This is a genomic window from Bifidobacterium sp. LCP19S3_E9 (assembly GCF_052121135.1).
GTDB classification, from domain to species: domain Bacteria; phylum Actinomycetota; class Actinomycetes; order Actinomycetales; family Bifidobacteriaceae; genus Bifidobacterium; species Bifidobacterium thermacidophilum.
Genome location: NZ_JBQKEV010000003.1, coordinates 113,112 through 136,768, shown reverse-complemented (window position 1 = coordinate 136,768; position 23,657 = coordinate 113,112). Strand labels below are relative to the sequence as shown.

Annotated in this window: 17 protein-coding genes; 5 read left to right on the top strand and 12 right to left on the bottom strand. The window is 61.0% G+C overall.

Annotated features, from left to right (window positions below; all coding sequences use genetic code 11):
• Positions 1-651 precede the first annotated feature (651 nt).
• From ACTQYB_RS02480 to ACTQYB_RS02470, 3 genes are all read left to right on the top strand, one after another.
• Positions 652-3,228, top strand: coding sequence for a YhgE/Pip family protein (locus ACTQYB_RS02480; protein WP_441481773.1), 2,577 nt, complete (start codon positions 652-654; stop codon positions 3,226-3,228).
• Positions 3,229-3,233: 5 nt separating this feature from the next.
• Positions 3,234-5,438 (top strand): YhgE/Pip family protein, encoded by a 2,205-nt coding sequence (locus tag ACTQYB_RS02475; RefSeq protein WP_441481813.1) that lies wholly within the window; start codon positions 3,234-3,236, stop codon positions 5,436-5,438.
• 173 nt (positions 5,439-5,611) lie between these two features.
• Positions 5,612-6,316: a TetR/AcrR family transcriptional regulator gene (locus ACTQYB_RS02470; RefSeq protein WP_441481772.1), complete on the top strand. Its 705-nt coding sequence runs from the start codon at positions 5,612-5,614 to the stop codon at positions 6,314-6,316.
• Positions 6,317-6,606: 290 nt separating this feature from the next.
• Here the strand turns inward: ACTQYB_RS02470 and ACTQYB_RS02465 are convergent, their stop codons facing one another.
• The gene (locus ACTQYB_RS02465; protein WP_441481771.1) at positions 6,607-8,190 is read right to left on the bottom strand and encodes an MFS transporter; all 1,584 of its coding nucleotides are present in this window, start codon (positions 8,188-8,190) and stop codon (positions 6,607-6,609) included.
• Between the two features lie 235 nt (positions 8,191-8,425).
• Here ACTQYB_RS02465 and ACTQYB_RS02460 point away from each other — a divergent pair, with 235 nt between their 5' ends.
• On the top strand, positions 8,426-8,572 hold the full coding sequence (locus ACTQYB_RS02460) for a hypothetical protein (protein ID WP_441481770.1): 147 nt from the start codon (positions 8,426-8,428) through the stop codon (positions 8,570-8,572).
• A 179-nt stretch (positions 8,573-8,751) separates the two neighbouring features.
• Here ACTQYB_RS02460 and ACTQYB_RS02455 read toward each other — a convergent pair whose 3' ends face one another.
• The 9 genes from ACTQYB_RS02455 to ACTQYB_RS02415 all read right to left on the bottom strand — a co-directional run bounded on the left by ACTQYB_RS02455 (position 8,752) and on the right by ACTQYB_RS02415 (position 20,065).
• Positions 8,752-9,456 (bottom strand): ABC transporter ATP-binding protein, encoded by a 705-nt coding sequence (locus ACTQYB_RS02455; RefSeq protein WP_033506578.1) that lies wholly within the window; start codon positions 9,454-9,456, stop codon positions 8,752-8,754.
• Positions 9,449-10,321: an ABC transporter ATP-binding protein gene (locus ACTQYB_RS02450; protein ID WP_033506577.1), complete on the bottom strand. Its 873-nt coding sequence runs from the start codon at positions 10,319-10,321 to the stop codon at positions 9,449-9,451. Before ACTQYB_RS02450 ends, ACTQYB_RS02455 begins: the two co-directional genes overlap by 8 nt.
• Position 10,322: 1 nt before the next feature.
• Positions 10,323-11,447 carry a branched-chain amino acid ABC transporter permease gene (locus ACTQYB_RS02445; protein ID WP_033506575.1) on the bottom strand — a complete coding sequence of 375 codons (1,125 nt, stop codon included), beginning with the start codon at positions 11,445-11,447 and terminating at the stop codon, positions 10,323-10,325.
• 2 nt (positions 11,448-11,449) lie between these two features.
• Complete coding sequence (locus ACTQYB_RS02440; RefSeq protein ID WP_441481812.1) at positions 11,450-12,373, bottom strand: branched-chain amino acid ABC transporter permease; 924 nt, start codon at positions 12,371-12,373, stop codon at positions 11,450-11,452.
• Positions 12,374-12,650: 277 nt separating this feature from the next.
• Positions 12,651-13,847 carry an ABC transporter substrate-binding protein gene (locus ACTQYB_RS02435; protein ID WP_015449690.1) on the bottom strand — a complete coding sequence of 399 codons (1,197 nt, stop codon included), beginning with the start codon at positions 13,845-13,847 and terminating at the stop codon, positions 12,651-12,653.
• 850 nt (positions 13,848-14,697) lie between these two features.
• On the bottom strand, positions 14,698-16,572 hold the full coding sequence (locus tag ACTQYB_RS02430; protein ID WP_441481811.1) for an ABC transporter ATP-binding protein: 1,875 nt from the start codon (positions 16,570-16,572) through the stop codon (positions 14,698-14,700).
• Between the two features lie 90 nt (positions 16,573-16,662).
• Complete coding sequence (locus tag ACTQYB_RS02425) at positions 16,663-18,558, bottom strand: ABC transporter ATP-binding protein (protein ID WP_441481769.1); 1,896 nt, start codon at positions 18,556-18,558, stop codon at positions 16,663-16,665.
• 46 nt (positions 18,559-18,604) lie between these two features.
• The gene (locus tag ACTQYB_RS02420) at positions 18,605-19,237 is read right to left on the bottom strand and encodes a MarR family winged helix-turn-helix transcriptional regulator (RefSeq protein WP_441481768.1); all 633 of its coding nucleotides are present in this window, start codon (positions 19,235-19,237) and stop codon (positions 18,605-18,607) included.
• Between the two features lie 306 nt (positions 19,238-19,543).
• Positions 19,544-20,065 carry a winged helix-turn-helix transcriptional regulator gene (locus ACTQYB_RS02415; RefSeq protein WP_441495900.1) on the bottom strand — a complete coding sequence of 174 codons (522 nt, stop codon included), beginning with the start codon at positions 20,063-20,065 and terminating at the stop codon, positions 19,544-19,546.
• Here ACTQYB_RS02415 and ACTQYB_RS02410 point away from each other — a divergent pair.
• Complete coding sequence (locus ACTQYB_RS02410; RefSeq protein ID WP_441481766.1) at positions 20,064-20,639, top strand: NADPH-dependent F420 reductase; 576 nt, start codon at positions 20,064-20,066, stop codon at positions 20,637-20,639. The genes ACTQYB_RS02415 and ACTQYB_RS02410 overlap by 2 nt on opposite strands.
• Positions 20,640-20,808: 169 nt before the next feature.
• On the opposite strand, the gene ACTQYB_RS02405 is transcribed toward ACTQYB_RS02410, so the two are convergent.
• Both ACTQYB_RS02405 and ACTQYB_RS02400 read right to left on the bottom strand, forming a co-directional pair.
• Positions 20,809-22,068, bottom strand: coding sequence for an OFA family MFS transporter (locus tag ACTQYB_RS02405; RefSeq protein ID WP_441481810.1), 1,260 nt, complete (start codon positions 22,066-22,068; stop codon positions 20,809-20,811).
• 526 nt (positions 22,069-22,594) lie between these two features.
• The gene (locus ACTQYB_RS02400) at positions 22,595-23,599 is read right to left on the bottom strand and encodes an aldo/keto reductase (RefSeq protein WP_441481809.1); all 1,005 of its coding nucleotides are present in this window, start codon (positions 23,597-23,599) and stop codon (positions 22,595-22,597) included.
• Between the last annotated feature and the right edge of the window lie 58 nt (positions 23,600-23,657).

Sequence of the window (23,657 nt, the reverse complement as noted above, 5' to 3'; positions counted from 1 at the left end):
GGCGGAATACCAAGGTTCTTTGATTATCGCCGATCAGTCGCACGGCCGGGCACACATCGATCCCAGTGTTCTCCTCGACCCGAATCCGATTTCAGCGTCCGATTCCCGAATCAGTCTACGGAAACAGGCGGTCCGGCAGGCTGGCACAATCCGCGTCAATCCAGAAACGGCGGAATCCCGCGGTTCCCAGACCATGACCAGCCAGCCGCCAAACCGGCCACGGCCCCGAAGCCGGACCAAACCCAATCTCGCACCCGAATCCCCGAATCAGTCCAAGACGGCGGCGCCTGCGACAGACAATCGCCGCCCGCACACAGCCGGAAACAGCGGAATACCGCGGTTCGTTGATTATAATCGACCGGTCGCACAGCCAGGCGCACATTGATTCAAGTGTTTTTCTCGGACCAAATCCGATTTCGGAGTCCAATCCTCGAATCAGCCCCACCGAACCCACCCCGGAACAAATCATCAGCCCCAGAGCCGGACGCAGCATATGCATATCTAGACACACCGGCACGACACGCGCAGAAGCCTCAATCCGGCAGCAAACTCTTCCACGCCTGCCGTTACGCTACTTATCTCGTAGCGCTACGTGTCGCGTATCGCTTTTACCATTAAGGTATGCACGTCAAACAAGCAAGGGGCCGCCATATGAGGAATGCGTTAAAAATCCTGCGCCGCGATCTGCTGCGCTGGATCAAAGCCCCCACTGCTTGGGTGATTGCTTTCGGCTTGTGCTTCATCCCACCGATGTACGCGTGGTTCAACGTGCGCGGTTTCTGGAACCCGTACAACAACACCAACGGCATCAAGGTCGCCGTTGCCAACAAAGACAAAGGCACCACCAGCACGCTGACCGGCGATTTGAACGCAGGCAAGCAGGTCGTGGCCGAGCTGAAGAAAAACAAGCAGATCGGCTGGACGTTCATGAATGAGAGCGACGCCTTGGAAAGCGTCGAATCCGAGCGCTGTTATGCGGCGATTATCATCCCGTCCGATTTCAGCGATTCGCTCGTCAACGTGGTCACCGGCAGCGGTGACCGGCCCAGACTGAGCTATTACATCAACGAAAAAGCCAACTCCGTGGCCACCAAAGTCACCGACACCGGCGCCAATACACTTGACCAGCAGATCAACAGCAATTTCGTATCCACGGCGAGCAAGGCGATTGTCAATATCGTCAACAAGACCGCCGACACCATCGACGACCAGGCGTCCACCGCAGGCGGGAGCGCGGCCAAAGATCTCAGGACCACATCCAACAACCTGGCGACCATACGCCAGACCATGACCGACCTTGACACGACACTCGCGCAGGTACCCACGAAAACGGCGGCAGCACGCGCGTCCTTAAACACCGCAACCCAGCTGGTGGCCCAAGCCGGCAACGGACTGACAGGCACCTCGCAACTACTGAAAACCGCGCAGACCAGCATCAACACCTTCACATCGGAATCCTCAACCGCGCTTGACACCAGCTCAAGCCTGCTGTCACAAGCCAGTTCGCAGACCAGCCTCACCGTCGCCGCCCTCGGCACGGCGCTGACCAAGGCGAACGGCTCGGTCCAGACCGCGCTCGACGCCGCCCAGAACGTCAGCGACACGAACGCCACCATCATCACCGAACTGACGGAGCTCAACACCGAACTCGGCAACGCTGGTATCGCCACCGACGCCGGCACTGCGGCGCTCAAACGCCTCCAGCAGCAGAACGACAATCTGCAAGGTTCCATCAGCGATTTGAACAATCTGAACCGCGACATCAACGACACGGTCACCGCCGGCACTACGGCATCACAATCGCTCAACGACGCCACGCAGAACACGCTGCAATCAACCGACAAAGCCCGCAACACCATCAACACGAAGGCACTGCCAAAGCTCAACAGCGGGCTGAGCAGCCTCGCCTCGACCAGCGCAACCCTGAGCGCCCTGGTCACCGGGCAGGATTCACTGGTCGCGCAGGTCAACACCGTGCTCGACCAGCTGGACCAGTCCGCAGCAAGCACGCGCAGCGCCATCAGCAGCGCCGGCGACAGCCTTGACCGTGTGCAGAGCAAGGTTGACACCCTGGCCACGGATCTGACCGCGCTGAGCACATCCAACGCGCTGAGCAACATTCTCGGGGAGAACGGCAAGCTTGACGCCAAGAAGATTTCCGACTTCATGCTCTCCCCCACCGTGCTCTCCACAAAAACCCTCTTCCCGGTGAATTCATACGGTTCCGCGATGGCGCCCCTGTTCACCGCGTTGGCCCTATGGGTGGGAGCTTTCGCGCTCACCGTGATTCTGCGCACTGAAGCCGATGACGACGGCATCGAAAACATCACCCCGGGAGAACGCTATTGGGGCCGATGGCTGCTGCTCGCCATCCTCGCCGCAGGACAAGGCGTCACCACGACAGTCGGTGAAATGCTGCTCGGCGTGCAGGCGGTCAATCCGTTCGCGTTCGCAGGCACCGGCATCATCGTCGCGCTCGTCTACCACAGCATCATCTACGCGCTGGCCACTACCTTCCTCCACATTGGCAAAGGCATCGCCATCGCCTTGGTTATGGTGCAGATTCCGGGCGGAACCGGCTTGTACCCCATTGAGATGATGCCGAGCTTCTTCCGCAAGGTATACCAACTGTTCCCGTTCACCTACGCGATCGGCGCACTACGCGAATGCATCGCCGGCTTCTATGACGGTCAATGGCTCGACGACATTGCCAAACTCATGATCTTTGCCGTCGCGTTCTTCATTCTCGGCCTGTGGTTGCGACCGAAAACCGCCAATCTCAACCGCCTGTTCACGCGCGAACTTGAGGAAGGCGACATGGTCATCAGCGAGAAGATGGAGATGCCTGGCCGCACGTATGGTCTGACACAAATCATCCGCGCACTGGCAGGACGGGACGAGTACCGCGAGCGCATCGAACGCAGAGCCGCCCGCTTCACCATGCTGTACCCGAAACTCAAGCGCGCCGCACTCATCACGGGTATCGCCGTGCCGGTGATTCTCGCCGTTGTGCTGTCCATTCTCACGCCGAGCAGCAAGGTCAACGCCATGGTCATCTGGCTGATTTGGATTCTGCTCATCATGGGGTTCCTTATGACCATCGAACTCATCAAAGACAACATCGAACGGCAGACGCGCCTAGGCAATCTTGACGAAGAGGCGATTCAGCAGATCCTGCTCGATGAACAGGACAGCCGCCCGAGCCGCATAGGAAGGCATTCCGCATGAAAACAGTGAAAACAGCATGGAAACTTTTCACCGGTGATATGCGGCGCATGTTCAGCAATGTTGTCTCGGTGATCATCGTGATCGGGCTTGTCGTCATCCCCGGCCTGTTCACCTGGTTCAACGTCGCCGCCGCTTGGGACCCGTTCGGCAACCTCAACCAGTTGAAAATCGCCGTCGCCAACACCGACAAGGGGTATAAGAGCAGCCTTGTCCCGGTGAAGGTCACTGTCGGTGACAGCGTGGTCAACGCGCTGCGAGCCAACGATCAGCTCGACTGGACCATCACCACCAAGGACGATGCGATTGACGGAGCGAAATCCGGCAAATATTATGCGGCCGTCGTCATCCCCTCCAGTTTCAGCAAGGACATGATGACGTTCTTCTCCGACGACGTGCAGCATGCGAAACTCACCTACTACACGAACGAGAAAATCAACGCCGTCGCCCCGAAAATCACCGGACAGGGTGCCGATCAGGTGGCTGCGCAAGTCAACCAGACCTTCGCGCAGACCATCGCCACGGTCGCGCTGAGCGTCGCCAGCGACCTGTCCGATGAACTTGGCAGCGAAAAGGCGTCGAAACTGCTTACCACATTCAACGCGAATGTGGGCGATATGGCGACGCAACTGGGCGACGCCGCATCCATGCTCAACACCTTCGCCGGACTTACCGACACCGCGCAATCCTTGATTTCCAGTTCCGACCAACTCGTGGACAGCGTCTCTGCGAGCGCGAAAAGCGCAAGCAGCTCGCTGAAAGACACCAAGCAGGGCACCAGCGACATCACCAGCGCTCTCAACACGGCGTCGAAAGCCCTGACCACGGCGTTAACCAACTCGAGTTCAAGCTATCAGGCCGTCGCCGATTCCATCGATTCCACGCTCGACAGTGCGGGGACAGGTGCATCGGACGCGTCCGCGGGGCTCAAACGACAGGCGGGCATTGTCGACCAGCAAATCGCGGAATTCCAAGCGCTCAGGGACAGCATCGCAGGCATCACCGTGCCCGACATGTCCGACACCGCGGCGCACGACCGGCTCGTCACCGCCCGCGACAACATCGTCAAGCAGCTTGACACGGCGATCAGCGCGCAAACCCAAGTGCGAAACGCCATCAATACCGCGGCGACCGCCATCGACACCGGGAAAACCGATGCAGAAGCGAAACGCGCCGAAATCAGCGGACTCGCCAAACAAGCCAAGCAGTCCATCAGCGGTCTGAAAACCAGCTATACCAAGGAAATCAAGCCACAAATCACATCAATCAACAATTCGATCTCCAGCGTGACATCCACGCTCGCCAGTGGATCGGACACTTTGGACTCCACGCTCAGCGACCTCGATTCCACGTCGAAAACAGCTGGCAAAGCGCTGTCCAACATGCGCAGCGTGCTGACATCCACCGCGCAACTGCTCGAGAAGAACAGCACCAAACTGAATGATTTGAACAGCAAGCTGGCGCAGGCGCTCAACAGCGGTGATATGAGCGAGGTGCGCAGCGTGCTCGGCAATAATCCGGAAACGCTGGCCGCGTCGCTTGCGGCACCGGTGAAACTCAACCGTAAGGCACTGTTCCCTGTGGAGACCTTCGGCACCGGACTCACGCCGTTCTACACCTTCCTGCCCCTGTGGGTCGGCGCGCTGCTGATGGCGGTGACCCTCAAGACGCAAGTGTCGGCGCGTATTCGCAAAGAGCTTGGCGACCCGAAGCCCAGAGTCCTGTTCTTCGGGCATTACGGAGTGTTCGCGGTGCTGGGGCTGCTGCAAAGTACTTTCTCATGCGGCGGCACGCTATTGTTCCTGCGCGTGCATGCCGTGCACCCACTCCTGTTCATGCTCAGCGGGTGGCTCAGCTCGCTGGTCTACTCGTTCTTCATGTATGCGATGGTCGTGAGCTTCTACAACGTCGGCAAGGCGATCGGCGTGATCATGCTGGCGATGCAGATTTCAGGATCAGGCGGAGGCTATCCGTTGCAAGTGCTGCCTGATTTCATCACGTGGATCAGCCCGTTCCTTCCCGCGACGCATTCGATTATGGCGATGCGAGCGGCGATTGCAGGCATCTACAACAACGACTATTGGATTGCCATGGGCAAGTTAGCGCTGTTCATCATCCCGGCGCTGCTTGTGGGACTGGTAATCCGCAAGCCGGTCATGCGGTTCAACCGCTGGTACGCGCACACGCTCGAGGCGACCAATGTCATCCAGTAGGTGATGCGCAGTAGGTGGTGCGGCGACCGAATCCGTACGTGGGGCTCGCGCAGCAGGTCATGCGGCAAGTCGCGTAGTGGAACGTACGACAGCTCGCGCGACGGTAGCACGGTGGAGCGTGCGGTAGGTGGACGAGCGAACAGAGAGTAAGAAGAGAGCGGGAGAGAAACATCATGGACGACAATTCGTCAGCATCGAGACGGCTTGACGCGTCAACCACGTTGGAACAGGCGACCGTCACGGCGGTGGCTTCGGCGCAAACCCCGGAACGAGCGGCGCAACGAGCCCAGTCGCGAGCGCATATTCAAGCGCATTTGCAGCGCGGCGAACGGCGTCGTGAGGAAACCGACCGGAAAATCCTGCAAGCGACATTGCAAATCGTGGCGTCGCAAGGTATCGGTGCGGTGACCATCGAGGAAGTGGCGCGGCGTAGTGGAGTCGCCAAAACCACGATTTACCGCCGGTATCGCAACACCGACGACATGCTGCATCGTCTGCGCACCATGCAATGGCCCGAGAGCATCCTCGATACCGCGGATCTCGAGCCGAATCGTGGCAATCTGCGTCGCATGCTCGAATCCATCACCAGTCAGTTCGATGAGGAAATCGGGTTGAAAGCCGTCGGCGTGGTGCTGTCTGCGAGCAACGGGTATTTCGAGCAGATTGTCACGCAGGTGATTCAGCCGGTCAAACAGCACGTCAGCGACTTCTTCATCCGTGGGCAGCAGTCGGGAGTGTTCCGGAACGGTTTGGATCTGGGCTTTATCTTCGCGACCATCATCGGCTCGATGATGGCGAACCATGCACTCACCGAAGAGACGAGCGCATCTTGGGCGGTGAAGATGACCGACCTGTTGTGGCCGATGATTGCGGCGTAGCGGGCGAGGCGGTTGCGGGCCGGCGGCTTAGCGGGGCGGTGTCCGGCGGGCTTAGTGGGCCGACGAGCCGAATCACGGCCACACCAGCCCGCCATGCAACCGCCCAGTCACACCACAGCCAGATACCCCGCCAATCACTCCGGCAACCAAACCAATCCACCCGCCGTGCAACCACACAGTCGCACGGCGGGTGGGTATCCAGCATGACGGCACACCGGCACGTCTACGCAGCGGCACAACGGCAACGCGGCACAACGGCAACGCGGCACACATCCACACCGCCGCCACACTCACGATTCCAGCACAGCCAGCACCTTGTGCTCGTCGTAGAACGCGAAGATGAAGCCACCGATTGCGCACAACACGGCCGCGCAGATCGCCGCGACACGGTACCCGGTCCCGGCCGCCGCACCGATGGTGCTCACGCCGGTGAACAGCAGCATCGCCACGCTCTGCCCCATCTTCATGGCGAAGGTGCGGGCAGCATAGAACATGCCCTGACGGTCCTGACCGGTGGTCTTCGCGCTGGCATCGGCGATATTCGCGACAATCGCTTGCGGCAGAATGCCGAACGCCGCCATCGGCACCGCACCGACCACCGACAGCAGCACGCCCTGCACCATCGGCGGAATCGCACTGATCACGCCGGATCCAAGCAACCCCGCGAAGGCGAACGCAACCGTGAAAATCACGAACGCGATGAGCAGCAGCCGCTTCTTGCCCACCCGGTTCGCGAGCATGTTCACCGGCACGTAGAACAGCACAGATACCGCGGTCATGAGCACGAAGTACACGGTGGTCACGGATTCAGGCAGTTTCAGCAGGCTGGTCACGAAGAACGGCAACCCGGTCTGGAACGTGGTGATCGCAACCCAGTAGATCACGTCAGACCCTACGAAACGGCGGAATTGCACGTCTCCGAAGGTCTGCTTCAGCGATTCCAGCGTGGATTCGCTGGTCGGCTGCGAACGCACGTAGCGTTTTTCGTCGATGGCGAGCGGCGGCACGAGCATGCAGATGAACGCGACGATCGCCATCAGCGTGAAGGTGAGTCGTATGGCGGGCACGCGACCCATTGCGGGCACGAATGCGCCCCAAATGACCGGCGCCACGTATGCGAGTGCGGTTCCCGCTACCCATGTGAATGAGATTGCTGTGGAGATGGCGAGTTGTTGCTTGGAATTATGCCCCAGTTCCGCGATCAGCGCGTTGTATGGCGTGCAGTAGAAGGTGAGCGCCACGTAGTAGGCGATGACGGCGATGAACAGGAAGGCCGCGTTCAGCCAGCTGGTGCCGTTGATCGGGCTCCAGAACACGAGCACGGTGATGATGGCGAGCGGTAGCGCGGCGAGGCGCAGGAACGGCATGCGGCGGCCGCGCGGTGACCGGCAGCGGTCGGACAGGCTGGCGACTGCCGGGTCGACGAACGCGTCGAAGAATCGTGCGAAGGCGGTGATGCCGCCGACGACGGTCACGATGCCGAGGACGGCGAGGCCTTGCGGTACGAATACGGTTTGGCCTTGGCGGATGGTTTCGGCGTCCGGCTGGTAGAAGTAGACGAGCCAGTTGGAGATGATGCCGGACAGCAACGCCCAGCCGAACTGGCCGATGGCGAATGCGCGGATTTTGGAGCCGGGCAATGATTCGGGCGCAGCGGTTGGCGATGCCGCTTGTGCTGCGGCTGGCGAAGCAGCTGGTGAGGAGGTTTCCCCGGTAGCCGACGCAGTGTCTTGAGCGGCTTGAGCGCCTTGTACGTTGCGAACGTTTGCGGCGTCCTGCTCGCTCTGCCTGCCGCCGGTCGGTGTAGCCGCCTGTGCAGCTGGCTCAGTGCCACCGCTTATGTTGCGCGTATTGTCGTGCTGTGTCTCATCCATGAGAACGCCTCCGTGTCCGTGCCGGACTTCATTGCCGGTCTTATAGCAGTCTATCGCGCATTCACGTTCGCTGCTGACGGGTATGGGCATTCAACGGAGAAGAATCGGCAGTCGGAGTATGGTGGGCCGAATGCACAAAGATTGCAACGCCTGCGAGGATTCTCAGCAATAACCTTGGCTCCCAAATACCTCACCTGATGGTGGACAGGGTGCCTTTCTCGGAATCATAGGTGGTATGCGCGTCTACCTTGACCGCAGCCTGCGCGAATTCGACACCGTCTACCCCACGGGCGGCGACGACCACAGCGCGGTGAAACTCACGCCCGACGAACTCTACGACGTCTCCGGCGCCGACGAATGGGTCGATGTGTGCAAGGAGTAGTGCGGTGTGGTGCGACCGGGCAGTCACGCCACGGACAGAATCGGCAACCCCCAACCGCCCAAATACCCAAACGACCCCTAAACCCCCAAACAACAGCAAGGGGGAGTGACCGGAACCCACGCTAGGGTCCCCGTCGCTCCCCTTCACACGTCTGCGCTGGCCATCAGTGCAAACGGCACTCACGCACCGAGATACGCCTTGCGCACCTTCTCGTCATGGAGCAGGTCGCTGGCCTTGCCTTCCATGGTGATGCGTCCGGTTTCCAGCACATACGCGCGGTCTGCAATCGACAGAGCCATTTTCGCGTTCTGCTCGACCAGCAACACAGTGATGCCTTCATCGTGCAGCTTTTCGATGATGCGGAAAATCTCCTTGACCAGCTTCGGCGACAGACCCATCGACGGTTCGTCCATCAGAATGGTGTTCGGCCGGCTCATCATCGCCCTGCCCATCGCGACCATCTGCTGTTCACCGCCGGAGAGCGTGCCCGCCAGCTGGCGACGACGCTCCTTGAGCCGCGGGAAATACGTGTACACCTTGTCCAGATCCTCAGCCACATGCGAGGTGTCCTTGAGGCTGTACGCACCCATTTCAAGGTTCTCCTGCACGCTCATACGCGTGAACACGTGACGGCCTTCAGGCACATGCGCCATACCGAGGGTCACAATCTTGTTCGCCTTGGTTTTCAGCAGGTCCTGGCCGTTGAACACGATACTGCCGGACTTCGCCGGAACCAGCCCGGTGATGGTGTGCAAGGTCGTGGTCTTGCCGGCGCCGTTCGCACCGATCAGCGACACGATCTCGCCGTCATCCACATGCAGGCTGATGCCCTTGACCGCGTCGATGGCACCGTAGGATACGCTCAGGTTCTTGATATCAAGCATCGTGCTCCTCCTTGCCATCGGTTACGTTGCCGTCAGCCGCGTTACCGTCCGCAGCCGCATCGCCCTCAGCCTCATCAGCCGCGTCATCCTCATCCTCGTCACTGCCAAGGTAAGCGGAAATCACGCGAGGGTTGTGCGCAATCTCCTCAGGCAGGCCAGACGCAATCGTGCGCCCGTAATCAAGCACCTGGATGCGCTGGCACACGTTCATCACGAGGCTCATATCATGCTCGATCAGCAGAATCGCGATACCGAACCGGTCGCGGATCGTGTTGATGCATTCGAGCAGGTCCTCAGTCTCGGTCGGGTTCATGCCGGCAGCCGGCTCGTCGAGCAGCAGCAGCTTCATGCCGGTCGCGAGCGCACGCGCGATTTCAAGCTTGCGCTGGGCGCCATACGGCAGGTTCGCCGCCTGCGTCTGGGCGAGGCCTTCGAGCTTGAAAATCCGCAACAAATCAATGGCTTTCTGGTGCATCTCGCGTTCCTCGCGCCAGAAACGCGGGGTGCGGAAGATCGCGCCACCCATGTGGTAGCTGAAGGATTCGTTGAACGCGACAAGCACGTTCTCCTCGACGGTCATCTGCTTGAACAGGCGGATGTTCTGGAAGGTTCGGGCGATGCCGGCGCGCACGACCTGGTAGGTCTTCTTGCCGTTCATTTTCTCGCCGTCCAGCCAGAATTCGCCGTCGGTGGGCTTGTACACGCCGGTGAGCAGGTTGAACACGGTCGTCTTGCCGGCGCCGTTCGGGCCGATCAGGCCGACAAGCTCGCCCTTGTTGATGGTCATGTTGAAATCGTCGACAGCGCGCAGACCACCGAAGGTGATGCCGAGATGCTCGGCGCGCAGAATCGGTTGTTCAGTCATCTCACGCCTCCTTTCCGGCGGATTGTGCGGATTGCACAGTTTCCGCTGCGGCCGCTGTTGCAGTCACGTCGCCAGATTCCACGGTTTCTGCCGCGATGGCCGCTTTCGCCGCGCCGCCGCGACCGTTGCGGTAGACGATGCGGTTGATGAGCTTCGGCAGCGAGAACTCCCACGAACCGAAGATGCCTTGCGGGCGGAAGATCATGAACACAACCAGCACCACCGAGTAGGCGAGCATGCGGTAGTCGGAGAACGCGCGCAGCGCCTCCGGCAGAATCGTGAGCACGATAGCCGACAGGATTGAGCCGGTGAGCGAACCCATGCCGCCGAACACGACCATGATCACATAGTTCGTGGATTGCAGCCAGCCCGCGTACGCCGGGGTGAGCGAACCCATGTACTGCGCGTAAATGCCGCCGGCGAGCCCTGCGAAGAACGCGGAAATCGCGAACACGAGCACCTTAAGGTATGTAACGTTCAAACCGGATGCGCTGGCCGCGATCTCGTCGTCGCGAATCGCCTTGACCGCACGGCCGTAGCGGGAACGCGCGAACATGAACAGCAACACGACAGTAATCACGGTGATCCAGAACACCACGTACAGGTTGGCGATACGGTCGATGCCGATAAGCGCCTGACCGGCCTGGCCCTTATCAAGGCCGACACCGCCGGCGGCGGGGATGTTCTGCAGCACGACGCGGATAATCTCGCCGAAGCCGAGGGTGATAATCGCCAGGTAATCGCCATGCAGACGCAGCGCCGGAATACCGACCAGAATGCCGAAAATGCAGGCGATCACGGCGCCCACGAAAATCGTGAGCAGGAAGCGAGCGGTCGGGTCCATCGCGATGCCCTTGGCGACAATCAGCTTGCTGAGCAGGGCTGCGGAGTAGGCGCCGATCATCTCAAAACCGCAGCAGCCGAGTGTCAGCTGGCCGAGCACGCCGACCGTCAGGTTCAGGGACGTGGTCATGATGACCGCGATGCAGCAGGTCATCAGGATGCCCTTGATGTACGTGTTCGCGGCCCCGGATTCGCATACCGCCATCAGCAGGCCGAACAGCACGGCGATACCCACAGCGCACACGATATAGGACTGTTTCATGGAAAGCGCGGATTTCTTCATCGTCACACCTTCTCCGTCTCAGGCTCGCCCATCAGGCCGGACGGGCGTACGAGCAGCACGATGATGAGGATTGCGAACACGATCGCGTCGGAGAACGCGGACGTGATCACGCCGCCGGTAATCGTGCCGATATAGGCTTTTGTCAGGCTTTCGATCAGGCCGATCGCCAAACCGCCGACCATAGCGCCAGGAATCGAGCCGATGCCGCCGAGCACAGCCGCCACGAAGGCTTTCAGGCCGAGCATCATGCCCATCGTCGGGGACACCTGCGGGTAGGACACGCAGTACATGAGCGCGGCGATGGCGGCGAGACCCGAGCCGATGGCGAAGGTCAGGGTAATCGTGCCGTTCACGTTAATGCCCATGAGCAGGGACGCTTCCTTGTCTTCGGACACCGCGCGCATGGCCTTACCTTGCTTCGTGCGCTTGACGTACAGCTGCATGGCGACCATCATGATGACGCCGAACACAATGGATACGATGGTCGCGCCGTCAATCTTCAGCTGGCCGATCGTCAGGGTCGGAATCGAAACGATAGTGGGGACGGTCTTGTAGTCGGCGCCGAAAATCGCCTGTGAGCCGTTTTCAAGCAGCAAGCTCATGGCGATGGCGGTGATCAGGGCGGTCATGCTGTTGCCCTTCTCGCGCACCGGCTTGTACGCCAGGCGTTCGACGAGCACGCCGACCAGCGCGCAGACCAAGGTTGCGGGAATGACAGCCGTCCATGCGGGCAAGCCCATGACGGCGAGTGCTGGAATGCTGAGCATCAGCGTATATGCGCCGATCATGATGAAGTCGCCGTGGGCGAAGTTCAGCAGTCGGATGATGCCGTAGACCATCGTGTAGCCGAGCGCCACGAGCGCGTACACGCTGCCGATCTTCAGGCCGTTGAAAATCTGGCTGATGAACATGACGAAACCGCTCATCATTCCTCCTTTCGTGTGTGTGTATGTGGGTGAATGTGTGTGAATGTGTCAGTGTGTGAATGTGTATCGGTATGCTCGCCAATTCCTGACTCAGTGAATCAACGAACGCAAGCGCAAAGAAATTTGTGTGTAAGCGGGACACCGCCTGGAAAGGCCGCTAGTACGCGAATGGAGAGGGCCGGAATCGACCCTCTCCTTCACATGGGATTGTTGCCGTTTGCACCTTTCGAATCCCCCTTGGAATCCTTGGGGTTCCGGGCGCGCACGGCAGTCAGCCTCACTTGGTGGACGGCTGGATGGTGGTGCGGTACGTCGGCTTGCCGTCCTTGAGCTCAAGAACGATCACGGACTTGTTCGGCGAACCCTTCTTGTCGAGCGTGAACTTGCCGGTCACGCCGCTGAATGACATGCCGGAAATCGCGTTGCGCACCTGCTCGCGGGTAGCGTTCTTGCCGGCCTTCTCGTAAGCCTGCTTGAACATGTACACGGAATCGTACGCGAGTGCGGTGAAGGTGTTCGGCTCCTGATTGTTGTTGGCCTTCTTGTAGGACTTGATGAAGTCCTGCACCTTGCTGTTCGAGGTGTCGTCAGGCGAATAGTGCGTGGTGTACAGCACCTTGTCGTACTGGGACTTGTCGCCGGTGAGCTTCAGGCCGTCGTAGCCATCGGGGCCCATGACGTAGCCCTTGTAGCCGAGCGAACGAGCCTGCGGGATGATGTACGGGCCAGCGACCGAATAGTAGTACGGCGCGTACAGGAACTCAGCACCGGACGCCTGAATCTTCTGCAGCTGCGAGGAGTACTCGGTGTCGTCGGCGCTGGAGGAGTTCTCCTCGTCGACCACGTCGAGGCCGGCCTTCTTGGCCGCGGCGGCGAAGGCCTTGCCCACGCCGGAGGAGTACGGGTCGCCGGTGCCGTACAGCACGGCGACCTTCTTGACCTTCAGGGTCTCGGCGGCGAACTTGGCCGCGATCTCACCCTGATAGGAATCCTTGAAGCAGGTGCGGAACAGGTAGCCGCCGGTGGCGATGGAGTCGGAGGTCGCCGCCGGTGCGATGGCCGGGAGCTTCGACTGGTCGGCCAGAGGCGCGACGGCCGCGGTGGTCGAGGAGATCGTCGGGCCGAGCACGGCGAGCACACTGTTGTCGCCGGCCAGCTTGTTGAAGGCGTTTGACGCTTCGGTGGCGTCGCCCTTGTCATCCATGCTTTCCAGCTTGATCTTCTTGCCGTTCAGGCCGCCCTTGGCGTTGATCTCGCTGATCGCCAGCTTGAAGCCCTTGAGCTCAGCCTCGCCGTACGCTGCGGCGGTGCCGGAATTCGTGGTGATGCTGCCGAGCGTGATCGTGTTGCCGCTGGCTGCGCCGGCGGAGTTGCTGGAATCGTCCATGCTGCCACCGGAGCAGGCCGCCATGGACATCATCATGGCCGCGGCCGCCGCGATGGCGGTCGTCTTGCCGAAGAACTTTGCGTTCATCAGGAATCTTCCTCTCTACAAAAGATTCTGGGAATAATCGTGAGAATTCGTCAGAATGTCGCATGAAATGCTGATTCTGAATGCCACAGACGCGCGCGACACGTGATCGGGTGAATCCGTCAAACGCCGTCAGGCAAAGGTTCTTCGGGCTTTTGGCCTTACTCGAGTAAACCTCGTCTCAATCTATTGCTGGGTTCCTTTTATACGCGAGGATTGCGGATATGTAAATGGCTTGTCCTTATATTGAACTTTTCGATAACCTCATCCTGAGACGATTTATGTCCACAATGTGGACACCGTGGGGTGAAATCGTCGGAATTGTGCGGTTTTGCTGGGTTGCTCTGAGGAGGTGCGAAGGTTTCAGGCGCGGGCTCTTCAGGTGATCATCATGTTGCCTGCGTATTGGCGCGGGGGTACGTGCGGTTGTCGGTAACGCGGGCGTGGACGCGGTGCCACAACGACCGTCTCACCGACCAGACCGCACGACCCGAACCATCAGCACCGCCACCATGCGAGGAAATCCTCACACGATGACCCCCGACCAAACCAAATCACCAAACCCGACCGCCCAACCCGCCAGATTGCGAGCCAATCCTCACATACTGACCCCGGGCTTATGCTCCGAAGCCGGCATCAATGTCCGGGAGCACCACCGTGCGAGCCAATCCTCACACAGCGACCCCCAATTCGCGCTTATTATCACTTAGCCGGTAACTGATAATGACATCGTCCCTTATTATCACTTAGTAACTAAGTGATAATAAGGGACGATGAAAACAACGCTAAACGCGAGACGCCAAACACGCGGCATCAAACGCAAGGCACCGGACTCGACACCCCGTCCTGCACCTCACGCGACGAGCGAGGCGAACTGGCTGTTGTACAGGTCGGCGTAGAAGCCGCCCTTGTCGAGCAGTTCCTGATGCGTGCCACGTTCGATGATGTCGCCGTGGTTCATAACGAGAATCATGTCCGCGTTGCGAATCGTGCTCAGGCGGTGAGCGATCACGAAGCTCGTACGGCCGACAGTCAACTGGTCCATGGCCTTCTGTATGAGCTCCTCAGTACGCGTATCCACCGATGACGTCGCCTCGTCGAGAATCAGAATCGGCGCGTCCTGCACCATCGCGCGGGCGATGGTGAGCAGCTGCTTCTGCCCAGCGGACAGCGCGGCCTTGTCGTCAAGCACGGTGTCATAGCCTTCCGGCAGTGATTCGATGAAGCGGTCAAGTCCTACTGCCTTCGCGGCGGCCCGCACCTGCTCGTCGGTCACGCCCTGCTTGTCGTACACGATGTTGTCGCGCACAGTGCCCTGGAACACCCAGGTGTCTTGCAACACCATGGAGAACTGGCGGTGCACCTCGGAGCGCGGGATGGACGCCGTCGGCACGCCGTCGATGCGGATTTCGCCGCCATCCAGCTCGTAGAAGCGCATGAGCAGGTTGACCATCGTGGTCTTGCCGGCACCCGTCGGCCCGACGATCGCGACTTTCTGCCCGGCTTTCACGCTGGCGCTGAAATCATGGATGACCGGCGTGTCGGGCTTGTAGCCGAAGCGCACATGGTCGAAGTCCACGTCGCCGCGGGCCCGGTCGCCCAACGCGTCACTGGCGTGTGCATGGCCTTGTGCCGCCTCGATCTGGGCGCGATGCTCGGCGAAGCTGCCGGTCGCGTCGACGCTCATCTCCGGCTCCTCGAGGAAGCCGAACACGCGCTCCGACGCCGCACCGCACCGCTGCAGGTTCTGCATGGCCTGCGCGAACTGGGCGAGCGGCTGCGTGAACAGGCGGATGTACATCATGAACGCCACGATGACGCCGAACTCGATGCGCCCGTCCATCGCGAGCGCCGCGCCGACCACGCATACGGCCACGTAGCCGAGGTTGCCGATGAAGGTCATGAACGGCATCATGAGGCCCGACAGGAACTGCGATTTCCATCCGGATTCGTACAGGCTGTCGTTGTAGCGTTCGAACTGGCGGATCGAATCCGCTTCGCCGGAGTAGGCCTTGACGATCACGTGACCGGCGTACATCTCCTCCACATGCCCGTTGGTCTGGCCGAGCGCGAGCTGCTGCTGGGCGAAGTACTTCTGCGAGAAGCGCATGATGAGCATCATGAGCACGAGACCGATGATGCTCACGCCGATGGCGGTCAGCGTCAGCGTGACGTTGTTGGCGAACATCATGACGAGCGCGCCGACGAACAGCGTGATCGATGTGACGAGCGCGCCGAGGCTCTGCCCCAGCGTCTGGCCGATGGCGTCGACATCGTTGGTGATGCGGCTGAGCACGTCGCCATAGCTGGTGTTGTCGAAATAGCGCAGCGGCAGGCGATTGATCTTCTTGGAGATGTCATCACGCAGGCTTTGCGCGGTCCGCTGGCTGATGGTGGCCATGATCCAGCTTTGCGCGTAGCTGAGCAGCGCGTACCCGACGTACAGCGCGACCAGGGTGAACCCGATATGAGTGACGGCGTCCAGGTCGATGCTGTTGAGCACCGGCCTGCCGTGCACGATGGCGGGCAGGCCCTTGGTGATCTCGTTGGTGATGTCCTTGAGCTTATCCGGTCCGACGATCTGGCAGACCGTGCCGAACGCGCCCAGAACGAGCGCGATGATGATGGCGGGCAGGTAGCGTTTGCTGTAGTGCGCGAGCTTGCCCATGACGGCATTGAAATCCTGCGGCTTTTCGGCCGCGCCCCGGGCTCCCGGCCCGTGACCCATTGGTCCTGGCATGTGAATGTTCCTTTCAGGAAAGCTAAGAAAGATAGCAGCTCCGGCGATTCGCGCCGGTTGTGTCACGCGCCGTCGGCGTCAGGAGGCGAGTTCGGCTTCGCTCAGCTGGCTTTCGGCGATCTGGCGGTAGACTTCGCAGTCACGCAGCAGTTCCTTGTGCGTGCCTTGGCCCACGACGCGCCCTTGGTCAAGCACGATGATCCGGTCGGCGTCCATGATCGTGCCGATGCGCTGGGCGACGATGAGTTTCGTCGCGTCCCCGGCCTCGCGGGCGAGCGCCTCGCGCACATCGTGGTCGGTGCGGAAGTCAAGCGCGGAGAAGGAATCGTCGAAGACGAGGATTTCAGGGTGCCGCCATACGGCCCGCGCGATCGACAGGCGCTGCTTCTGCCCGCCGGACACGTTCGTGCCGCCCTGGGCGATCGGCGCCTCGTAGGTGCCGTCCATGCGGGTGACGAATTCATCGGCCTTCGCGACGGCCACGGCCTGGCGTACGTCTTCCATCTGCGCCTCGCTCAGCGTAGTGCCGTGCTCGGATTCCGCGAGCAGCGCCTTTTCGCGTGCACGCCCCTGCGGGGTGGAGGTGTCGGCGATCTCGACGTCCGTCATGCTCTCGCCCGCCGGCAGTACGCCGGCCTGGCTTTTGTCGCCGAACGCCACGTTCGAGGCGACGGTTCCCTTGAACATCACGGACTGCTGCGGCACATAGCCGATCTTGTCGCGTAGCGACTGCAATGTGTAGTCCTTCACGTCCACGCCGTCGACGAGCACCTGGCCGCCGGTGGCGTCATAAAAACGCGGCACGAGGTTCACAAGCGTGGTCTTGCCGGAGCCGGTGGAGCCGATGAAGGCGACGGTCTGGCCGGGCTGTGCGGTGAAGCTCACGTGTTCGAGCATGGGTTCGCGCGCATCGGGGTAGGTGAAGCTCACGTCGCGGAATTCCACACGTCCGCGCACCGGCGTGCCGTCCGCGTTCTTCGCACCCTCCGTGCGTGTGCCGTCGGTGACATGCGGCTCGGTGTCGAGCACCTCGAGGATGCGCTTGGCCGAGACATCCGCGCGCGGCCACAGCACGAACACCATGCTCATCATGAGGAAGCTCATGATGACCTGGATGGCGTAGCTGGAGAACACGACCATGTTGGAAAACAGCGTGAGCTTGTCCATGAGGCCGGCCGCGTCGATGAGGTACGCGCCGATCCAGTACACGGCGAGGGTCAGGCCGTTCATGACGGTATTCATGAGCGGCATCATGACGGACATCGCGCGGTTGGTGAACAGCTGGGTGTCGGTCAGGTCGCGGTTCGCCTTGTCGAACTTGCCTTGCTGGTAGTCCTCGGCGTTGTAGGCGCGCACCACGCGCAGGCCGGTGAGGTTCTCGCGGGCCACACGGTTGATGTTGTCGGTCAGGGCCTGCATGCTGCGGAATTTCGGCATGACCATGGCCATGATGATGGCGACGGCGCCCATGACCAGCACGAGCGACACGCCTGTCGCGGCCGTCCATTCGACACCTTTGCCGGCGATCTTGGCGATTGCCCACACGGCCATGATCGGCGACTGCACGAGCATGAGCAGGCCCATGGTGAGGAACATCTGGATCTGGGTGACATCATTGGTGGAGCGGGTGATAAGGCTCGCAGTGGAGAAGCGGTTCAGCTCCTCGGGACCGAAGGACTCCACGCGGCGGAACTGCATGGAGCGCAGACGCTGGGTGAAGGATGCGGATACGCGTGCGGTGATGAAACCGACCGCGACGGTCGTGAGCATGGCGCCGAGCGCCACGGCGAGCATCTTGCCGCCGGCGACCCACACGTCGTGCATTTCGCTGTTCGGGGTTTCCACAAGCCGGGTGATGTCGGCCATGTAATCGGGCAGCTTGAGCTGGAGCCAGACGCCGGCGACGATGAACAGCAGGCCGACGAACAGCTGGAACCATTCGGCCTTGGAGAGGTATTTGCAGATTCGTATCACAATTGGTCCTTTCGGATACGGGAACCGGTGTTGATTGTTGAACGGGTTATTCGCGTGTGGACGCGGAGGCAGGTGCGGCGGCGTCTTGATCGGCGGGCGTGGCGGTGTCGGCAGCGGTGCCCGTATCGGCGAATGGGTATTCTTCCGGCCGGGCTGCCGTCAGTTTGATGTTCTCGCGGTCTTCCGCCGGCCGATATTGCAGGCCGTTGTCTTCGAAAGCCTTGGCGATCGCCGCCTCATCGGGGGCTTGGGCATCTGGGCCGCACAGGCTGGTGTAGACCATGAACTGCGCGAGCAAATCCAGGAATTCCGCGGTGCCGCGCTCCCCCATCTGCCCGAAGATCCAGCGCAGCCGTTCCTCTCTCATCTGCCGGTGGAACGCAACCAACTTGCGGCCCTCCGGGGTGATGCGCACGATAACCCGCCGACGGTTTTCCGGATCTACCGTGCGGGTCGCCCAGCCCTTTTTCTCCAGTGCCGCGAGAATCGCCGAGATACGGCCCGGGCTGTTGCGGGTCACTTCGGCAAGGTGGCCCGGCGTGCATGCGCCTTGGGTTGCCAGTTCGCGCATCACTGCCGGCTCGCCACGATGGACGCGATTCATATGGTCCATCATGGCCGAATGGCTTCCGGACATGATGGCATGCATGCGTTCGAGCGCGTCATCTTCAAATGCCACAGCAAGCTCCTTTCCGGTTTCCTGTATCACTCCGGACTGTTTATACTCTTCATATTTTACTGTGTCAAATATTGACGATGGATAATATGCTGCGCGGGAAACCGAATCAGGTGCCGCTGCGTGAGGATGAGCTCACATAGTGGCCAGACGGACAATCCGGGGCCGGAGATTTGGCCCGGGAAATGGTCATTATGCGATGATCCGCTCACGCGACGACGGCGTCGGCGGCCCGGATACGGAGAGCCGGCCGCGAAGGTGGTCGTTGTGCGAGGAATTCCTCACACAACGACGCCGGCAACCATGGAATCAACTAGTCGCACCAGCGGGCGCCCCAGCCGCGCCATCCGACGATCCAGCAACATCATCCGGCGCCACCACCCCAGCCGACGCCCCAGCCGCACCGCTCCCCGCCTGCCGGGCGTTGACGATCTCATCAAGCGCGAGATAGAGGCTGTCGAACAGGTCGAGGCTCTGCCGGGCAATCTGACACCCAGGCTCGGTCAGCGCATACGTTCCGTCGGCGTCATCCTTGACAATCAACCGGTCTTCTGCGAGCGCACCCAACGTCGCGGACAGCATACGGTCGCTGATGCCATCAACCCGCTCACGAATCTGCCCGAAGCGCAACGCCCCGTCCAGCAGGGTGGCGAGCACGAGGATGCTCCAGCGGCGCGTGACGTCATTCAGCAGTTTGCGCGACGGACACAAGCAACAACAAGCAAGCACAAGCAAAGCGGCCGACACAGTGGACGCAAGACCACCGCGGACACACCGCAACCAGAAACACAGCGGGCGGCACACATCCGCCGACACGAAAGGAACCACCATGGCAACCATCACGATTTTCGGTACCGGCAACATGGGCACCGCAATCAAGAGCGTCTTCGAGGACGCCGGCGCAACCGTCCAGTCACTCGATTCGCACTCCGAGAACCCGACCATCGAGGGCGACATCGTCGTGCTCGTCGTCCCCTACCCGGCCCTCGCATCCATCGCCGAGCAGTACGGCGACCAGCTGGAAGGCAAGACCGTCGTCGATATCACCAACCCGCTGGACTTCTCCACCTTCGATTCGCTCGTCGTGCCGGCCGACAGCTCCGCAGCCGCCGAATTGCAGGCCAAACTCCCCAAGTCGCACGTGCTCAAGGCGTTCAACACCGTGTTCGCCGCGAACATCGCCTCCAAGAAGACCGGCGACGCCCAGTCCACCGTGCTGGTCGCCGGTGATGACGATGCCGCCAAGGCCGCGTTCATCGACCTGGTGAAGGCGGGCGGTCTCGACGCCATCGACGCGGGCGCCCTGAAGCGTGCGCGCGAGCTTGAAGCCTTCGGATTCCTGCAGCTGGCCCTCGCCGTGCAGAAGAAGATCAGCTTCACCGCCGGTTTCGCGGTGTACCGCTGACGTCGCTTGTGGTTTTCGCAGCCCAGACAGCGCGCGGAAATCGCGTCACATATTCGACAGGCCGTCTGCATCCCGCAAAGTACGGGGTACAGACGGCCTGTCAGTTGTTACCGGGCGAGCGCCGACGACCGCGAACGGCCACCGGCGCCAGTTCCGGCATTCACGACATTCACGCCGCGACGTTCACGACATCGCGCTCATCCGCGGACTTGCGATCACGCATGACCAACAGGATCGCCACCAATGCGACCGCGTACAACACGGCGAGCACCGGAATCAGGCCAGCGTAGCGGTGCGATTGGTCGGCGGCATGCGTGACCACGAAGGACGCCAGCTGATTGCCGGACAATCCGGCGAACGCCCATGCGCTCAGCGCGAGCCCGTGCACGGTCGAAACCGAAGACATGCCGAAATGCTGCTCCAACAGCACCGGCAGCGTGGAGAAACCGCCGCCGTAGCCCGCGTTGACCAAGAACAGCATCACGAGAATCATCCACAACGTGCCGTTGTCAATTGAATGGAACACCACCTGCAGCAGGCAGACGACGACCGACATCACGAAAATCACCACGTAGCTGGTTTCCCGGCGACGGCAGTGGTCGGACAGCGTGGAGAAGCCCAGTCGGCCGACCGCGTTGAACACCGCGTCAACCGCCAGCACCGTGCTGATTACGCCGGCGGTCGCAGTCGCAAACGCAGCAGCATCAAGCCCGGCGAAGCGCGGCATCACCGCAAGCGCATCATGCAGAATGTCCTTTTCCTGCGAAATCAGCGCGAGTCCGCACGTGATATTGAGATAGAAGGCAAGCCAGATCGCCCAGAACACAGGTCGACGCATCACCGCGCGACGCCTGACACGCGCGGCTGCCGAGTACACGTAGCCTGCGGGGCGGCGAATCAGCAGGAATCCGGCGAACATCATGATCGCGTACACCACGGCAAGCACGTAGAACATGTTCACAAGACCGACGGAGGCGATGAGCCAGGTCATCACCGGGCTGGCGATTGCCTTGGCGAGGCCGAAGCCAGCGACCGCGATGCCCGTGGCCAGGCCTTTGTTGTCGGAGAACCACAACATGAGGTTCTTGACCGGCGTAAGATAGCCGACACCCAGACCGACGCCCATAATCGCGCCATAGCAGATGAACACGCCGGGGAGCCAACCGGCGGCGATACTTGCGCCCGTGCCGGCGAATCCGGCGACAAAGCAGACCAGGCTGATCAGCGCGGAGCGGCGGATGTCCTTTTCCACGACCGGCCCCAAGAACGCGGCGGACATGCCGAGGAAGAAGATCGCGAGCGAGAAGCCCCATTCGATGGTGCTCGGCGCGACGTGCATCTGGTCGGCGATGAGCTGTTTGAACACGCTCCAGCAGTAGACCGTGCCGATGGAGATGTGGATGAGCAGCGCGGGGACGACCGCGCGCATCCAACGATTGTCAAGGCGACTCGGGGTGCGGGCCGCCGGATTTGGCGCGACGGGTGCAGCGCCGGACGGACGGGTGGATGATGGTGAAATCGGCTGGGTGGTGATTGCCATAACTTCCTCTCCGCAGCGAGTGCAGAGATGTTCGGTTAACACCTCCGCATCCCTGCCCGCACGACTGTATCAGGCTTTTTCCGCGGGCGCAGGAATGTGAGTGGCGTCACATGCGAACAATCAAAATGTTCGTTTCCGTGATGATTTCCGGGCTGATTGTGCGGTGCTGCGCGGTTCCGACGAGCGATGATGTTCAGTTGCGATTGAGAGCGGCGTTTCCGGCAAACCGGCGGCCGGCAGGCAGAACATCCTGATTTATACGGACTTATACGCCGCTATACGGCGCTATACATTCCTATAGCTATACACTGCGATACTTTTCTATACTCGTGGCAAATATGGCAGAAACACACCCATCAGTAAAGTCGCAGCATTCCCTCAGATTACGCACGACCGTGACTAGCAAACCAGAGCATCACATTCCAGCAGCCATCGTCTGCCGGCGGGCGGCGACGGAAGCGTTGAGGAGGGCGAGGTCGTCCGGGGTGAGTTCGAGCCGCGTGGCGGCGAAGGAATCGTGGATTTCCTGCGGATTGCGAGCGCTGGGGATGGTGAACAGACGCGGGTATTGCGCCAGTTCCCAGGCGAGCGTCACCCGCTGGTGGGAGACACCGAGTTTCGCGGCGACCTCGCGGAACTGGTCGTAGGCATGCTGATCGACCGGATCGAGGAAGCCACCGAGCGGACTCCAGCACACGAACGCCAATCCAAGCTGTTCACAGTATTCCAACGTATGTTCCGGGTCAGGGTGTGACGGCGAGAACTGATTTTGCACGGCGATCAGCTTGTCGCCAAGTATGCCCCGCGCGATATCAATCTGTTCGCGGTTCACGCGCGAGATTCCGGCATATCTGATGACGCCCGCATCCAGCAAATCGCGCAGCGCTCCGACCTGGTCGGCGTACGGCACCGCCGGGTCCGGACCGTGCGAATACAACAAATCAAGCGCCTCTACCCCGAGATGCGCCGCCGATTCCTTCGCGTCACGAATCATGGTCTCCGGCCGTGAATCCGCCATCCAGCCATAACGGCTGCCTGCGGCCTGCAAAAGCTGGCGGGACGGTTCGACGGCGTTCTTCGCGTCGGGTGTTTTACGGGAAACATCAGTTGCGGAGGCCCCAGAAGCACCGGAAGCCCCGGTATCCCCGCCGGCCGCAACCGCCTCGCAAGTTCGCCGATACCCGGTTTTCGTGGCGACCAGAACGCGTTCACGAGGGCCATCCCACGAAGCGAGCGCGTCACGAACCAACCGCTCGCCATACCCGAGGTCTTCCGGCTCGCCGGTTCCCGGACGGCTGGGCAGATAATATGACCATGCCGTGTCCAAATATCGGACACCTTCGTCAAGCGCCGCATGAATCGTCTCAATGGCGGTCTCACGATCCGGACGCCCCTCAATCGCGAGCGCCATCGCCCCCATGCCGATGCGCGGAATCTCAAATCCTGCAAGTCGCCCGTCGCGTACGCTGCGCAGATCA

What these genes read in the sequence shown, in the direction of transcription:
- ACTQYB_RS02480 (WP_441481773.1), top strand. Translation starts at nt 652, where the DNA reads ATGAGGAATGCGTTAAAAATCCTGCGCCGCGATCTGCTGCGCTGGATC.
- ACTQYB_RS02470 (WP_441481772.1), top strand. Translation starts at nt 5,612, where the DNA reads ATGGACGACAATTCGTCAGCATCGAGACGGCTTGACGCGTCAACCACG.
- ACTQYB_RS02465 (WP_441481771.1), bottom strand. Translation starts at nt 8,190, where the DNA reads ATGGATGAGACACAGCACGACAATACGCGCAACATAAGCGGTGGCACT.
- ACTQYB_RS02460 (WP_441481770.1), top strand. Translation starts at nt 8,426, where the DNA reads ATGCGCGTCTACCTTGACCGCAGCCTGCGCGAATTCGACACCGTCTAC.
- ACTQYB_RS02455 (WP_033506578.1), bottom strand. Translation starts at nt 9,456, where the DNA reads ATGCTTGATATCAAGAACCTGAGCGTATCCTACGGTGCCATCGACGCG.
- ACTQYB_RS02450 (WP_033506577.1), bottom strand. Translation starts at nt 10,321, where the DNA reads ATGACTGAACAACCGATTCTGCGCGCCGAGCATCTCGGCATCACCTTC.
- ACTQYB_RS02445 (WP_033506575.1), bottom strand. Translation starts at nt 11,447, where the DNA reads ATGAAGAAATCCGCGCTTTCCATGAAACAGTCCTATATCGTGTGCGCT.
- ACTQYB_RS02440 (WP_441481812.1), bottom strand. Translation starts at nt 12,373, where the DNA reads ATGAGCGGTTTCGTCATGTTCATCAGCCAGATTTTCAACGGCCTGAAG.
- ACTQYB_RS02435 (WP_015449690.1), bottom strand. Translation starts at nt 13,847, where the DNA reads ATGAACGCAAAGTTCTTCGGCAAGACGACCGCCATCGCGGCGGCCGCG.
- ACTQYB_RS02430 (WP_441481811.1), bottom strand. Translation starts at nt 16,572, where the DNA reads ATGGGTCACGGGCCGGGAGCCCGGGGCGCGGCCGAAAAGCCGCAGGAT.
- ACTQYB_RS02410 (WP_441481766.1), top strand. Translation starts at nt 20,064, where the DNA reads ATGGCAACCATCACGATTTTCGGTACCGGCAACATGGGCACCGCAATC.
- ACTQYB_RS02415 (WP_441495900.1), bottom strand. Translation starts at nt 20,065, where the DNA reads ATGGTGGTTCCTTTCGTGTCGGCGGATGTGTGCCGCCCGCTGTGTTTC.
- ACTQYB_RS02405 (WP_441481810.1), bottom strand. Translation starts at nt 22,068, where the DNA reads ATGCGCGCGGTCGTCCCCGCGCTGCTCATCCACATCTCCATCGGCACG.
- ACTQYB_RS02400 (WP_441481809.1), bottom strand. Translation starts at nt 23,599, where the DNA reads ATGGGGGCGATGGCGCTCGCGATTGAGGGGCGTCCGGATCGTGAGACC.